Source organism: Modestobacter sp. VKM Ac-2983 (assembly GCF_026967885.1).
Lineage (GTDB): Bacteria > Actinomycetota > Actinomycetes > Mycobacteriales > Geodermatophilaceae > Modestobacter.
The window spans coordinates 567,153-580,533 of the sequence record NZ_JAPVBK010000003.1 but is presented as its reverse complement, the minus strand read 5'-3'; the positions used below and the strand labels follow the sequence as shown (position 1 = coordinate 580,533).

General features: G+C 75.6%; 14 protein-coding genes. 2 read left to right on the top strand and 12 right to left on the bottom strand.

The annotated features are described in order from the left end of the window. Positions 1 to 8: 8 nt before the first annotated feature. Positions 9 to 317: a co-chaperone GroES gene (gene groES / locus O2W18_RS14790; RefSeq protein WP_269159193.1), complete on the bottom strand. Its 309-nt coding sequence runs from the start codon at positions 315 to 317 to the stop codon at positions 9 to 11. A 172-nt stretch (positions 318 to 489) separates the two neighbouring features. Between groES and O2W18_RS14785 the strand changes: the two genes are divergently transcribed. Continuing rightward, positions 490 to 1,755, top strand: a complete 1,266-nt coding sequence (locus O2W18_RS14785) for a class I SAM-dependent methyltransferase (protein ID WP_269188234.1) — start codon at positions 490 to 492, stop codon at positions 1,753 to 1,755. Positions 1,756 to 1,781: 26 nt separating this feature from the next. Here O2W18_RS14785 and tsaD read toward each other — a convergent pair whose 3' ends face one another. Genes tsaD through tsaB form a run of 3 tightly spaced genes read right to left on the bottom strand, consistent with a single transcriptional unit; the run spans position 1,782 to position 3,888 of the window. Further along, positions 1,782 to 2,816: a tRNA (adenosine(37)-N6)-threonylcarbamoyltransferase complex transferase subunit TsaD gene (gene tsaD, locus O2W18_RS14780; RefSeq protein WP_269188233.1), complete on the bottom strand. Its 1,035-nt coding sequence runs from the start codon at positions 2,814 to 2,816 to the stop codon at positions 1,782 to 1,784. Continuing rightward, on the bottom strand, positions 2,813 to 3,262 hold the full coding sequence (gene rimI / locus O2W18_RS14775; RefSeq protein WP_269188232.1) for a ribosomal protein S18-alanine N-acetyltransferase: 450 nt from the start codon (positions 3,260 to 3,262) through the stop codon (positions 2,813 to 2,815). Before rimI ends, tsaD begins: the two co-directional genes overlap by 4 nt. Further along, a complete protein-coding gene (gene tsaB, locus O2W18_RS14770) occupies positions 3,259 to 3,888 on the bottom strand; it encodes a tRNA (adenosine(37)-N6)-threonylcarbamoyltransferase complex dimerization subunit type 1 TsaB (RefSeq protein WP_269188231.1) in 630 nt (209 codons plus the stop codon). Before tsaB ends, rimI begins: the two co-directional genes overlap by 4 nt. Positions 3,889 to 3,998: 110 nt before the next feature. On the opposite strand from tsaB, the gene O2W18_RS14765 reads away from it, so the two are divergent. Then, complete coding sequence (locus O2W18_RS14765) at positions 3,999 to 4,679, top strand: alpha/beta hydrolase (RefSeq protein ID WP_269188230.1); 681 nt, start codon at positions 3,999 to 4,001, stop codon at positions 4,677 to 4,679. Positions 4,680 to 4,682: 3 nt separating this feature from the next. On the opposite strand, the gene tsaE is transcribed toward O2W18_RS14765, so the two are convergent. From tsaE to glmM, 8 genes are all read right to left on the bottom strand, one after another. Next, complete coding sequence (tsaE, locus tag O2W18_RS14760) at positions 4,683 to 5,135, bottom strand: tRNA (adenosine(37)-N6)-threonylcarbamoyltransferase complex ATPase subunit type 1 TsaE (protein ID WP_036334325.1); 453 nt, start codon at positions 5,133 to 5,135, stop codon at positions 4,683 to 4,685. After that, positions 5,132 to 5,758 (bottom strand): uracil-DNA glycosylase, encoded by a 627-nt coding sequence (locus tag O2W18_RS14755; protein ID WP_269188229.1) that lies wholly within the window; start codon positions 5,756 to 5,758, stop codon positions 5,132 to 5,134. The genes tsaE and O2W18_RS14755 overlap by 4 nt, the downstream gene beginning before the upstream one ends. 32 nt (positions 5,759 to 5,790) lie before the next feature. Next, positions 5,791 to 6,978, bottom strand: coding sequence for an alpha/beta fold hydrolase (locus tag O2W18_RS14750; RefSeq protein WP_269188228.1), 1,188 nt, complete (start codon positions 6,976 to 6,978; stop codon positions 5,791 to 5,793). Next, positions 6,978 to 8,129, bottom strand: coding sequence for an alanine racemase (gene alr, locus O2W18_RS14745; RefSeq protein ID WP_269188227.1), 1,152 nt, complete (start codon positions 8,127 to 8,129; stop codon positions 6,978 to 6,980). Before alr ends, O2W18_RS14750 begins: the two co-directional genes overlap by 1 nt. A 27-nt stretch (positions 8,130 to 8,156) precedes the next feature. Further along, on the bottom strand, positions 8,157 to 9,593 hold the full coding sequence (locus O2W18_RS14740) for an NAD(P)H-hydrate dehydratase (RefSeq protein WP_269188226.1): 1,437 nt from the start codon (positions 9,591 to 9,593) through the stop codon (positions 8,157 to 8,159). Further along, positions 9,590 to 9,967, bottom strand: a complete 378-nt coding sequence (locus O2W18_RS14735; RefSeq protein ID WP_269188225.1) for a holo-ACP synthase — start codon at positions 9,965 to 9,967, stop codon at positions 9,590 to 9,592. The genes O2W18_RS14740 and O2W18_RS14735 overlap by 4 nt, the downstream gene beginning before the upstream one ends. A 45-nt stretch (positions 9,968 to 10,012) precedes the next feature. Further along, positions 10,013 to 11,875 carry a glutamine--fructose-6-phosphate transaminase (isomerizing) gene (glmS, locus tag O2W18_RS14730; RefSeq protein WP_269188224.1) on the bottom strand — a complete coding sequence of 621 codons (1,863 nt, stop codon included), beginning with the start codon at positions 11,873 to 11,875 and terminating at the stop codon, positions 10,013 to 10,015. 149 nt (positions 11,876 to 12,024) lie between these two features. After that, positions 12,025 to 13,380: a phosphoglucosamine mutase gene (gene glmM / locus O2W18_RS14725; RefSeq protein ID WP_269188223.1), complete on the bottom strand. Its 1,356-nt coding sequence runs from the start codon at positions 13,378 to 13,380 to the stop codon at positions 12,025 to 12,027. Position 13,381 lies beyond the last annotated feature (1 nt).

The following is a 13,381-nucleotide window of genomic DNA, read 5'->3' as shown; positions in this document are numbered from 1 at the left end:
TCCTTCAGTTACTTGGAGACGACGGCGAGCAGGTCGCGCGCGGAGAGGACGAGGTAGTCCTCGCCGCCGTAGCGCACCTCGGTGCCGCCGTACTTCGAGTAGATGACCACGTCGCCGACGTTCACGTCGAGCGGGACCCGGTTGCCGTTGTCGTCGACGCGGCCGGGGCCGACAGCGATGACGGTGCCCTCCTGGGGCTTCTCCTTGGCGGTGTCCGGGATGACCAGACCGGAGGCGGTGGTGGTCTCGGCCTCATTGGCCTGGACCACCACGCGGTCCTCGAGCGGCTTGATGTTGACCTTGGTAGCGGTCGTCACGTCGTGACGCCCCCTTCGGTGTCGGACGGGCTCTCGATGGATGGTGCTGATGCTGTGGCACGGGGGCTGGGCCTCGCCGTCGCGGGGGTCGGGGCCCGGCCCGTGTCGATTGGCACTCTACCCATGTGAGTGCCAGCCGCTCAACCGGGGTCCTGCCCAGGTGGGGACGGCGATGCGCCAGGCTGTGCCGGTGCCCGGCGACCTCCACGACGACGAGCCCGGCGGGCAGGCCGCGGAGGCGGTGCGCCAGCTGCAGGCCCTCGCGGCACCGGCCGGTGCGGCGGCGCTGACCCGCGCCCGGGAGCTGCTGGCCGAGCGCGCCGACGCGGTCACCGCGCTGACCCGGCTGCGGGCCGAGGTGGGCGTGGAGCTGGCCGGCCCGGCCTGGGGCATCGCCCGGCAGCGGGAGCGGGCCCGGCCGGCGTTCGGGGCCGACGCCGACCGGTTCTTCTTCACCGCCGACGCACTGGAGCAGGCCGGCCGCCCGGTGCTCGCCGACCGGCGGGCCGCCCGGCTGCTGGCCGACGGCGCCCGGTCGGTGGTCGACCTGGGCTGCGCCGCCGGCACCGACACGATCGCGCTGGCCCGGGCCGGCGCCACCGTGGTCGCCGTCGACCTGGACCCGGTCGCCCGGGAGCTCACCCGGCTCAACACCGCGGCGGCCGGGCTCACCGGGGTCGAGGTCCGTGCGGGCGACGCGGTCGACCTGGTGGCCGCCGCGGCCGGGGGCCGGGTGGCCGGCTGCGACGCCGCCGTCCTGGACCCTGCCCGGCGGGCCGGCGGGCGCCGTCAGCTGGACCCGGACCGCTGGTCCCCACCCTGGTCGACGGTGCGGGCGCTGCTCGACGCCGTGCCCACGTGCCTGGTGAAGGTGGCTCCCGGGCTGGACCACGACCGGGTGCCGGCCGGGGTCGAGGCCGAGTGGGTGTCGGTGGGCGGGTCGATCGTCGAGGCGCTGCTGTGGGGGCGCGGGCCGTCGCGCACGTGGCGCCGGGCCACCGTGATCGGCCGGGACGGCGGCGTGCGGGAGCTGACCGCCGACACCGATCCGGGCGACGCGCGGCCCGGCCCGGTGCGCGACTGGCTGCACGAGCCCGACCCGGCGGTCATCCGCTCCGGCCTGGTCGCCCTCGCCGCGGCCGAGTTGGACGCGACCCTGGTCGACCCGACGATCGCCTACCTGACCTCCGATGCGGCCGCCGACTCCCCGTGGGTCAGCTCGTACCGGGTGACCGAGGTGCTGCCGTTCAACCTGAAGAAGCTGAAGGCGCTGCTGCGCGCCCGCGGGGTCGGCCGGGTGGTGGTGAAGAAGCGGGGGTCGCCGATCGAGCCCGAGACGCTGGCCCGGCAGCTCCGCGGGCCCGGCGAGGGCAGCGCGGTCGTCGTCGTCACCCGCGTCGCCGGCGCCCCGACCGTGCTGGTCTGCGCAGCCCCCTAGCCCACCGAAATGGCCATTGTGGTGGGCTAGCGGGAGATCAGGTCGATCGGCATGGAGCTGTCGGCGCCGAGGTCGACCGGCGCCGGGGCCACCCCGGCCTCGACCAGGCGCGAGCCGAGTGCGGCCACCATCGCGCCGTTGTCGGTGCACAGTCGCGGGCTCGGGGTGCGCAGCACGATCCCGGCGGCGTCGCAGCGCTCCTGGGCCAGGGCGCGCAGTCGCGAGTTGGCCGCCACGCCGCCGCCGATGACCAGGTGGTCGACCCCGTGGTCGCGGCAGGCCCGCACCGCCTTGGCGGTCAGCACGTCGACCACCGCCTCCTGGAAGGACGCGGAGACGTCGGCGACCGACACCGGCTCCCCGGCCCGCTGCCGCCCCTCCACCCACCGGGCCACCGCCGTCTTCAGGCCGGAGAAGGAGAAGTCGTAGGTGGCGTCCCGGGGGCCGGTGAGCCCGCGCGGGAAGGCGATCGCCGCCCGGTCGCCCTCCCGGGCGGCGCGGTCGATCGGCGGGCCACCGGGGAACGGCAGGTCGAGGACCCGGGCGACCTTGTCGAAGGCCTCCCCCGCGGCGTCGTCGATCGTCCGGCCCAGCTCCTGCACGTCCTGGGCGAGGTCGGGCACCAGCAGCAGGGAGCTGTGCCCGCCGGAGACGAGCAGGGCGATCGAGGGCTCGGCCAGCCGGCCGTGCTCCAGCTCGTCGACGGCGACGTGCGCGGCCAGGTGGTTCACCCCGTACAGCGGGACGTCGAGGGCCAGCGCGTAGGCCTTGGCCGCCGCCACCCCCACCAGCAGCGCGCCGGTCAGCCCCGGGCCCGCGGTGACCGCGATCGCATCGACGTCGCCGAGGGTCACCCCGGCGTCGGCCAGCGACCGCTGCACCGTGGGGACCATCGCCTCCAGGTGCGCCCGGCTGGCGATCTCCGGGACCACCCCGCCGAAGCGCTCGTGCTCGGCCATGGACGTGGCCAGCGCGTCGGACAGCAGCGTCTGCCCGCGCACCAGCCCGATCCCGGTCTCGTCGCACGAGGTCTCGAACCCCAGCACCAGCGGCTGGCTCATCGCCGTGCCTCCCGCAGCATCACGACGGCGTCCTTCCCACTGAGCGGGTAGTAGTTCGGGCGGCGGCCGATCTGGGCGAACCCGCGTCGGCGGTAGAACTCCTGGGTCGCCTCGTCGTCCTCGCGGACCTCCAGCAGCACCGGGGTGCGCCGCCCGTCCGCCTCGGCGAGCAGGGCGTCCAGCAGCAGCGCCCCGATCCCCTCGTGCTGCCGCGTGCCGGTGACCCCGATGGTCGCGATGTGCGCCTCGTAGGGGTAGCTGATCAGCCCCGCGTAACCGAGGACGGCGTCGGCGTCGACGGCGACCAGGTAGTGCCGGGTGTCGGGGCGGGCGAGCTCGTCCCGGTACATCCACTCGGTCCAGGTGTCGGGGGCGAAGAGCTCGTCCTCCAGGGCCATCACCGCGGTCAGGTCGTCGACCGTCATGTCCCGCAGCTGCACGCTCACTGGCTCACCGGCTTGCGGGTCACCGACGGCACCGCGTCGGGACGGCGCAGGTACAGCGGCTCCAGCGGTGCCGGTGGCCGGCCCAGCAGGGGGACGGAGGCGCGCAGCAGCCCGGCGGTGGTGACCTCGGCGGCGACCACCTCCCGGCCCAGCCGCTCGGTGAACCGGACGTCCCCGACGACCGGGTCGGTGATCGGGGCGTCCTCGGGCCGGTCCACGCCGGGACCTGAGAGCCGCACCCCGGCCTCGTCGTAGGTGGCCCAGTGGACCTCCTTGCGCCGGGCGTCGGTGACCACCGACCGGGCGCCGTCGCCGACCGCGTCCAGCGAGCAGACCCCGTGCACCGGGATCCCGCGGGCGTCCCCCAGGGCGGCTGCGGTGACGATGCCGACCCGCAGGCCGGTGAACGGTCCCGGCCCGAGGCCGACGACGACGGCGTCCAGGTCGGCCATCGCGACGCCGGCGGTGCTGAGGACCTCCCGGATCGCGGGGGTGAGCAGCTCGGCGTGCCGATTGCCCGAGGGCAGCCCGCGCTCGGTGAGCACGTCGGCGGGGCCACCGGCGGTCCAGCGGGCGAGGCCGACCACGAGGGTCGGGGTGGCCGTGTCGAGCGCGAGGACGAGCACGACCGTCGAGGGTAGATGCCGCGCCCCGTCGGCAGCGGCCGGGCGGTTGCGCCCGAGGTCACCTTGTTGATCAACTGCGCGTCCACTGACCCCGACGACGAGGAACCCACATGCCCGCCACCCTGGTCCTGGTCCACGGCGCCTGGCACACCCCGTGGTGCTGGCAACCGCTGGTCGACCACCTGCCCGGCGTCGACGTCGTCCGCGTCGCGCTGCCCAGCTCCGGCACCGACCCGCAGTCGCTCGGCGACCTCACCGCCGACGCCGCGGCCGTCCGGGACGCGCTCGCCGCGGTCGAGGGGCCCATCGTCCTGGTGGGGCACTCCTACGGCGGGATCCCGATCAGCGAGGCGGCCACCGCCGAGCTGGGCGTGGCGCACCTGGTCTACCTGTGCGCCTTCCAGCTCGACGTGGGCGACTCGCTGGTGAGCAGCCTCGGCGGTCAGGTCCCGTCGTGGCAGGAGCTGCACCCGACGCACGTACGGGCCACCGCGCCGGAGACGGTGTTCTACAACGGCGTCTCCCCCGAGCTCACCCGGCAGGCGGTGGCCGAACTGCAGCTGCAGTCCACGGCCGCGCTCACCCAGCCGCTGAGCCGCGCCGCCTGGAACGAGCTGCCGAGCACCTACGTCGTCTGCGAGCAGGACCAGGCCATCCCGGTGGCCGCCCAGGAGGCGATGTCCTCCCGCGCCGGCACCGTGCTCCGGCTGGACGCCGGCCACTCACCGTTCCTGGCCGTACCGGCAGAGCTGGCGGCCCTGCTGCGCCCGATCGTCGAGCGGGCCGGCTGAGGCTCAGGCGTCGGTGAGCCGCTGCTCCCAGCCCGGGCCGACGGGCACCAGCCGGACGGTGCGGACGTCGTCGTCCCGCCGGTCGAGCTCGACGACCAGGTGCTCGTCGGCCAACTGCTCGACCAGGCCATGGCCCCACTCGACGACGGTGACCGCCTCGTCGGTGGTGGCGTCCAGGTCCAGGTCGTCGACGTCGGCCATGCCGGCCAGCCGGTAGGCGTCGACGTGCACCAGCGGCACCCGCCCGCCGCGGTGGACCCGGGCGAGCACGAAGGTCGGTGAGGTCACCGGGCCGGGCACCCCGAGGCCGGCGCCGATGCCCTGGGTGAGGGCCGTCTTCCCCGCTCCCAGGGGACCGGCCAGCACGACCAGGTCGCCGGCCCGCAGCAGCCCGGCCAGCTCGCGGCCGAACGCCTGGGTGTCGGCGACGGTGGGCAGCTCGTGCGCGCGCCTCACAGCGAGGCCGCCACGGCGTGCAGGTCGGCGGCCAGCGCGGCCCGCGGAGCGCCGTTCGGACCGAACCGGATCGCCGCCGACGGGTGGTAGGTGACCCACACGGCCCGCCCGTCGACGTCGTGCGCCCGGCCGCGCACCTGGCCGAGCACGGTGCGCGGGCCGAGGAACCACTTCGCCGAGGAGAGCCCGAGAGCGACCACGACGGAGGTGCCCAGCAGGTCGAGCTGGCGGCGCAGCCAGCCGCTGCACCGAGCGACCTCGGGTGCCTTCGGGGTCCGGTTGCCCGGCGGGCGGCACTTCACGATGTTGAGCACGGCCACCTCCTCGCGGGCCAGGCCGGCCTCGCCGAGCAGCAGGTCCAGCAGCGCGCCGCTCTTCCCCACGAACGGCCGGCCGGTCTCGTCCTCGGTGGCACCGGGGGCCTCCCCCACGACCACCAGCCGCGGCCGGCCGGTCACCGGCACGTCCCCGACGACGACGTGCTGCCGGGTGGCGGCCAGCTCCGGGCAGGCGACGCAGGAGCGGGCGACGTCGGCCAGCGCTGCCCAGTCCGGCGCGGCCGCAGCGGTCGCCGCCACCTCGGTCGCGGCCGCGTCGAGGCGCGGCGGACGGGCGGAGACCACGCGCAGACCCTACGGCCGGGCCGGGCCGGCCGTCAGCCGGTGGGGCGTTGCCCGGCGGCGACCCGGCGGACCAGACCGACCAGCGCGTCCGTCACCTGCGCCGGGTGCTCCAGCGGCACCAGGTGCCCGGCGTCCGGGACGGCGACGTACTCGACCGAGCCCTCCCCCGTCTCCTCGAGCCGCTCCCGGATCCGCTCGCTGTGCGCCCTGGGGATCAGCTTGTCCGCGTCGCCGGTGAGCACCACGGTCGGCACCCGGCACAGCGGCTCGATCGCGCCGCTGACGTCCAGTCCGGCGATCGCCGGGTAGAACTCGGCCACCACGTCGACCGGGGTCCCGGCGATCATCGCGTCCACGTAGCGCCCCAGCGCCGGGTCGACGCCGGTGGAGGAGAACGACATCGACCAGGTGACCGCCGACACGAGGTCCTTGGCCAGTCGCCTGGTGCGCTCGACGAGGCCGGGCCTGCGGCGCATGGCCCAGACCGCCACCGGCAGCACCGCGGCGCGCACCCGGGTCAGCAGCGCGGGGAGCCCGAAGTCCAGCTCGCCGAGGTTGCCGCTGGAGGTGGACACCAGCGCCACGCCGGCGATCCGGGTCCCGAACAGCTCCGGCCGTCGCTGGGCGAGCGCGAGCACCGTCATCCCGCCCATCGAGTGACCGACCAGCACCACCGGCCCGTGCGGCACCCGCGCGGTGAGCACCGACTCCAGGTCCGCGGCCAGCTGGTCGATCGTCGAGCGCTCGGCGGCCCCGCGGCCGGAGGCGCCGTGCCCCCGCTGGTCGTAGAAGACCAGCCGCGCGGTGGGGCGGTGACCGTTGGCGGTGGCCAGCTGCTCACCCAGGTCGCGGCGCTGGAACGTCCAGGAGGCCATGGACAGCGCGTAGCCGTGGACGAAGACGACGGTCAGCGGGGCATCGATCGGACCGACCTCCTCGACCCAGAGCGCCACCCCGTCCTCGGCCCGCACCGCCATCGTGCGGTCAGCGGCACGGCGGCCGGAGCCCAGCGGGTCCTCCCGGCGCAGTTGGTTGACCGGCACCTCCTCGACCGGTCGCCCGTCCTCCCCGCGCTGGGCCGCCACCTGGCCGGCCCGGACCCGGGACGTCGCCGTCCGGGTGACGGCGACGCCGACCGCCGTGCCGGCCGCGGCCAGACCGACCGCGGCGCCGACCAGGCCGGCCGTGCGGCTGAGGTGCAGGGTGCCGCGCTGCCCCATCAGCGCACCCCTGCGGTGCCGACGTACCGGCGGCGGAAGCGGCCGCCCACCCGGGTGACGAGCTCGTAGTGGATGGTGTCGACCGCGTCGGCCCACTGCTGGGCGGTCGGCTCGCCTGCTGCACCCGAGCCCCACAGCACCACGGCATCGCCCGGGGCGATCGGGTCGTCTCCCACGTCGAGGACGAACTGGTCCATGCAGACCCGGCCGGCGATCGTCCGCTGCGCCCCGGCGGCGAGCACCGGCGCCCGGTTGCCGGCGGCGCGGGGCACCCCGTCGGCGTAGCCGACCGGCACCAGGGCCAGCGTCGTCGCCCGTTCCGGTGAGTAGGTGTGGCCGTAGGAGACCCCGGCCCCGGCCGGCACCCGCTTGGTCAGCGCCACCCGGGCCTGCACCGTCATCGCCGGGCGGAGCCCGTACTGCCCCGGGTCACCGCCCAGCGGGTCCAGGCCGTAGACCGCCACGCCCGGCCGGACCATGTCGTACCAGGTCTCCGGCAGCGCGATCGTGGCCGCCGAGTTGGCCAGGTGCCGGCGGACGTCGGTCAGCCCGGCCTGCCGGGCCAGCGCCACCGCCTCCTCGAAGACCTGTACCTGGCGGGCGATGGTCGGGTGGGTGGGGGCGTCGGCGTAGGCGAGGTGGCTCCACAGCCCGGTCACGACGAGGTCGCCGTCGGCCTGGGCGCGCACCGCGGCGGCCACCAGCCCGGGCCAGGCCTCCGGGGTCGCCCCCTCGCGGGACAGGCCGGTGTCGGCGAACAGCTGCACGCGGGCGGGGCGGCCGGTGGCGCGCGCAGCGTCGACGACCTCGGCCAGCGCCCACTCCGCGTTGACCGACAGCTCGACGTCGGCGGCCAGCGCCGCGGCGTAGTCCTCCCCCGGCGCGTGCTGCCAGGACAGCAGGGGTGCGGTGACCCCGGCGGCGCGCAGCGCGAGCGCCTCCTCCAGCACCGTCACCCCGAGGGCGTCGGCCCCGCCGGCGAGCGCCGCCCGGGCAGCGGGGACCAGCCCGTGGCCGTAGCCATCGGCCTTGACCACCGCCATCAGCGGCCGGCCGGCCCGCGCGCGCAGCGCCGCGGTGTTCTCCGCGATCGCGTCCAGGTCGACGACCACCTCGGCCCGGCTGCCCAGCACCTGCTGCACCTGCGTCACACCGCCCACTGTCCCAGGCCGCCGCGGTCAGCCGGCACCGGCGCGCAGCCGGGCCAGCGTCTCCGGCAACCGGCGGACCAGGTCACCGGCGATCAGCGGTCCCTGCTCGGCGGCCAGCTGACCGACCCGGCCGTGCACGTGGGCGGCGACGGCCGCGGCCTCCGCCGCCGGCAGCCCGGTCGCCAGCACCGCGCCCAGCACCCCGGCGAGCACGTCGCCGGTGCCGGCGGTCGCCAGCCACGGGGTGCCGGTGCCGTTGACGAACGTGGTGCCGGCGGCGTCGGCGACGACGGTGGCATCTCCCTTGAGCAGCACGGTGCAGCCCAGCTCCGCGGCGCCGCGGCGGGCTGCGGCCAGACGGTCGGTGCCGACCTCACCGAAGAGCCGGGCGAACTCGCGGTCGTGCGGGGTGAGCACGGTGGGGGCGGTCCGCTCGCCCACCAGCTCCGGCCGCTGGGAGACCAGGGTCAGCCCGTCGGCGTCGACCACCACCGGCAGGTCGGTCGCCAGCACCTCGGCGAGCACGCTCGCGGCGTCCTCGTCGGTGCCCATCCCCGGCCCGACCACCCAGGCCTGCACACGTCCGGCGTCCCCCGGGCGGCCGGACGTGACGATGGCCTCCGGCCAGGAGGCGCGGACGCCGTCCGCGGCGGTGCCGGCGTACCGGACCAGGCCCGGCCGGGTGCGCAGCGCGGCTCCCGTGCACAGCACCCCGGCGCCGGGGTAGGTGGCCGAACCGGCCAGCACGCCGACCACGCCGCGGGAGTACTTGTCGTCGTCGGGTGCGGGGGCGTCCAGGTGCGGGACGACGTCCGCGTCGGTCAGCTGCCGGGCCGCCGGCTCGGCCAGCGCGGCGCCGAGCCCGATGTCGACCAGGTGCACCGTGCCGGCCTGCCGGCGCCCGGCGCCGACCACGAGCCCGGGCTTGACCGCGCCGAAGGTGACCGTGTGCTGCGCGGGGAAGGCATCGCCGGGCACCTCCCCGGTGTCGGCGACGACCCCGCTGGGCAGGTCGACCGCGACCAGCAGCCCCGGCCCGGCGGTCGCCTCCCGGACCAGCGCGGCCGCCGGCTCCCGCAGCCCCCCGCTGCCGCCGAGACCGACGATCCCGTCGAGGACCAGGTCCGCCCGGTGCAGCCCGGCGTCGGCCGCCTCGGCCACCCGCCCGCCGGCCCGGCGGAACGCGGCCAGCCCCTCGGCGTGCGCCCGCTCGGGCGCGAGCAGGACGGCGGTGACGGCGGCGCCGCGCCGGGCCAGCAGGGCGCCGGCGAAGAGCGCGTCGCCGCCGTTGTCGCCGGACCCGACCAGCAGCACCACGCGGACGCCGTGGCCCCGGCCCAGCAGCCGCAGGCAGACGGTCGCCAGCCCGGTCGCGGCCCGCTGCATGAGCGCGCCCGCCGGGAGCCCGGCCAGCACCACCTGCTCGGCGTCCCGGACCTGCGCGGCCGTGTGCAGCCCGATCACGGGGCAGTTCCCTCGGCGACCACCATGGCCGAGGCGATGCCCCCGTCGTGGCTCAGCGACACGTGCCAGGAGGTGACGCCCAGCTCGGCCGCGCACCGGGCGACCGTGCCGCGGACCTCCAGGTGCGGGCGCCCGCGCTCCCCGACCACCACCTCCGCGTCGTGCCAGCGCAGCCCGCCCGGCGCGCCCAGCGCCTTCGCCAGGGCCTCCTTGGCGGCGAAGCGGGCGGCCAGCGACTCACCGCTGCGCTCGGCACCGGCCGGGGTGCGTTGCTCCGCTGGGGTGAACAGCCGGTCCCGCAGTCCCGGGGTACGGACCAGCGAGGCGGCGAACCGCTCGACCGGGCAGACGTCGACACCGATCCCGATGATCACCGGCCCAGTGTGCCTGCCGCCGTCCGCCCCCACCGGGTGGTGGTGCTACTCGACGGTGACGCTCTTGGCGAGGTTGCGCGGCTGGTCGACGTCGAGGCCGCGGGTGGCCGCGATCTCGCACGCCAGCACCTGCAGCGGCACGGTCGTGACGACCGGCGCGAGCAGTGTGGGGGTGCGGGGCACCCGGATCAGGTGGTCGGCGTAGGGCAGCACGTCGTCGTCGCCTTCCTCGGCGATCACGATCGTGCGCGCACCGCGGGCCCGGACCTCCTGGATGTTGCTCACCACCTTGCCGTGCACCGACTCCCGGCTCAGCGGCGACGGGACGACGATGATCACCGGGGTCCCCTGGTCGATCAGCGCGATCGAGCCGTGCTTCAGCTCCCCGGCGGCGAAGCCCTCGGCGTGGATGTAGGCGAGCTCCTTGAGCTTGAGCGCCCCCTCCAGGGCCACCGGGTAGCCGACGTGCCGACCGAGGAACAGGATCGTGTTCTCCGTGGCCAGGTCGCGGGCCAGCTCCCGCACCGGCTCCATGGTTCCCAGCACCTCGGTCACCTGGGCCGGCAGCGCCCGCAGGTCGTCGACGATGGCGGCGACCTCGTCGGCGTACTTGACCCCGCGCACCTGGGCGAGGAAGAGCCCCACCAGGTAGCAGGCCACGACCTGGGTGAGGAACCCCTTGGTCGAGGCGACGGCGACCTCGGGCCCGGCGTGGGTGTAGAGGACCGCGTCGGACTCCCGCGGGATGGTCGACCCGTTGGCGTTGCAGATCGCCAGGACCTTGGCCTTCTGCTCCCTCGCGTGCCGCAGCGCCATGAGAGTGTCCATCGTCTCGCCGGACTGGCTGATCACCACGACCAGAGTGCTGCGGTCGAGCACCGGGTCGCGGTAGCGGAACTCGCTGGCCAGCTCGACCTCGACCGGCACCCGGGTCCAGTGCTCGATCGCGTACTTGGCGATCAGTCCCGCGTGGTACGCCGTTCCGCAGGCGACGACGAAGACCTTGTCGACGTCACGCAGCTCCTGGTCGGAGAGCCGGACCTCGTCGAGCACCAGCTCGCCGGCCTCACCGAGCCGGCCCAGCAGGGTGTCGGCGACCGCCTGCGGCTGTTCGGCGATCTCCTTGAGCATGAACCAGTCGTAGCCGCCCTTCTCCGCGGCTGCGGCGTCCCAGTCGACGGTGCGGGTCACCGGCTCGACGACGGTGCCGGCGAAGTCGGTGACCGTCACGCCGTGGTGGCGGTCCAGGAGCACGACCTGGTCCTCCTGGACGTCCAGCGCCCGGCGGGTGTGCCCGATGAAGGCCGCCACGTCGGAGCCGAAGAAGTACTCCCCGTCGCCCACCCCGACGACCAGCGGGCTGTTCCGCCGCGAGGCGACCAGCCGGTCGGGCTCGGCGGTGTGGCTGGCGACCAGGGTGAAGGCACCCTGCAGGCGCCGGCTGACGGTGCGCATCGCCTCGGCGAGCCGGTCGGGCCCCGCGGGGGTCTCCCGGTAGACGGCGGCCAGCAGGTGCGCGACGACCTCGGTGTCGGTCTCGGACGAGAACTCGATGCCGGTGGCCTCGCACTCGGCACGCAGCGAGGCGAAGTTCTCGATGATCCCGTTGTGGATGACCGCGACGGTGCCGTCGGCGGAGACGTGCGGGTGGGCGTTGCGGTCGGTCGGCCCGCCGTGCGTGGCCCAGCGGGTGTGCCCGATGCCGATGGTCGAGGCCGGCAGCCCGGCCTCGACGAGCTCCTTCTCCAGGTTGGCGACCTTGCCCGCCTTCTTGGCGGTGGCCAGCCGGCCGTCGGCCAGCACCGCCACCCCGGCCGAGTCATAGCCCCGGTACTCGAGTCGGCGAAGGCCCTCCAGGACCACGTTCACCGAGTCCTGGGGACCGACGTATCCCACGATGCCGCACATTCGACCGAGGATACCGACTCGCCGTCAGCTGACCGCCGGCCACGCACCCAGTGCCCCACATGCCCCACCGGCCACCCGTCCCGTCCCCTCAGGCACTCGAGGAGCGGCTCCGCCGACGAGGACCCGCTCACCCCACTGCCGACGGCGGGTCAGCGGGTGGCGGCGACGACCTCTGCCAGCCGAGCGGCGACGGTGTCAGCCTGGTCCTGCGTCGGTGCCTCGACCATCACGCGCACCAGCTGCTCGGTGCCTGAGGGACGCAGCAGCACCCGGCCCGAGTCGCCCAGCTCGGCCTCGACCGCGTTGACGGCCCGCGCGACCGCATCGCTCTCGGCCACCGCGAGCCGGTCGGTCACCGGCACGTTGACCAGGGTCTGCGGCAGCCGCTGCACGACCGAGGCCAACTCGGCCAGCGAGGCGCCGGTGGCGCTCATCCGGGAGAGCAGCGCCAGCCCGGTGAGCAGCCCGTCACCGGTGGTCGCCCAGTCCAGGAAGACCAGGTGACCGCTCTGCTCGCCGCCGAGGGAGAGTCCACGCGAGCGCAGCGCCTCGAGGACGTAGCGGTCGCCCACGGCGGTCGTCTGCACGGTGATGCCGGCGGCGCGCATGGTGTGGTGGAAGCCGAGGTTGCTCATCACGGTGGCGACCACCGTGTCGTCGGCCAGGTTGCCGCTCTCGTGCAACGCCAGCGCGCAGATCGCCAGGATCGCGTCGCCGTCGACGACCTCGCCCTGCGCGGTCACGGCCAGGCAGCGGTCGGCGTCCCCGTCGTGGGCGATGCCGATGTCGGCACCGTGCCGCGCGACGGCGTCGATCAGCGGCCCCAGGTGGGTGGAGCCGATCCCGTCGTTGATGTTCCAGCCGTCGGGCTCGCCACCGATGACGTGCACCTGCGCACCGGCCCGGCGGTAGACCTCCGGGGCGCAGCGGTAGGCGGCGCCGTGGGCGCAGTCGACGACGACGCGCAGGTCACGGAGGGGTTCACGCAGCGCGGAGAGCACGTGGGTGGTGTAGTCCTCCGCGGCGCCGGCCAGGTCGCGGACCCGGCCGATGCCCCCGCCGGTCGGCCGGTTGTCGCCGCGGTGGTCGCCGTCGTCGGCGCCCGTCACCCGCCGCTCGATGGCGGCCTCGACGGCATCGGGCAGCTTGTGCCCGCCCCGGCTGAACAGCTTGATGCCGTTGTCCGGCATCGGGTTGTGGCTCGCGGAGAGCATCACGCCCAGGTCCGCGTCGGTGCGGCCGGTCAGGTGCGCGATCGCGGGCGTCGGGAGCACCCCGACGCGCAGCACCTCAGCGCCGGCGCTCGCCAGGCCGGCGACGACGGCGGCCTCGAGCATCTCCCCGCTCGCGCGGGGATCACGCCCGACGACCGCGACGGGACGCGAGGTCCCGTCGCGGTCGGCGAGCACACTGGCGGCGGCCCGGGCCACCGAGAGCGCCAGTTCCGGCGTCAGCTCGGCGTTGGCCCGGCCCCGGACGCCGTCGGTCCCGAAGAGCCGACCCACG

What these genes read in the sequence shown, in the direction of transcription:
- O2W18_RS14785 (WP_269188234.1), top strand. Translation starts at nt 490, where the DNA reads ATGCGCCAGGCTGTGCCGGTGCCCGGCGACCTCCACGACGACGAGCCC.
- tsaD (WP_269188233.1), bottom strand. Translation starts at nt 2,816, where the DNA reads ATGAGCCAGCCGCTGGTGCTGGGGTTCGAGACCTCGTGCGACGAGACC.
- O2W18_RS14765 (WP_269188230.1), top strand. Translation starts at nt 3,999, where the DNA reads ATGCCCGCCACCCTGGTCCTGGTCCACGGCGCCTGGCACACCCCGTGG.
- O2W18_RS14750 (WP_269188228.1), bottom strand. Translation starts at nt 6,978, where the DNA reads ATGGGGCAGCGCGGCACCCTGCACCTCAGCCGCACGGCCGGCCTGGTC.
- glmS (WP_269188224.1), bottom strand. Translation starts at nt 11,875, where the DNA reads ATGTGCGGCATCGTGGGATACGTCGGTCCCCAGGACTCGGTGAACGTG.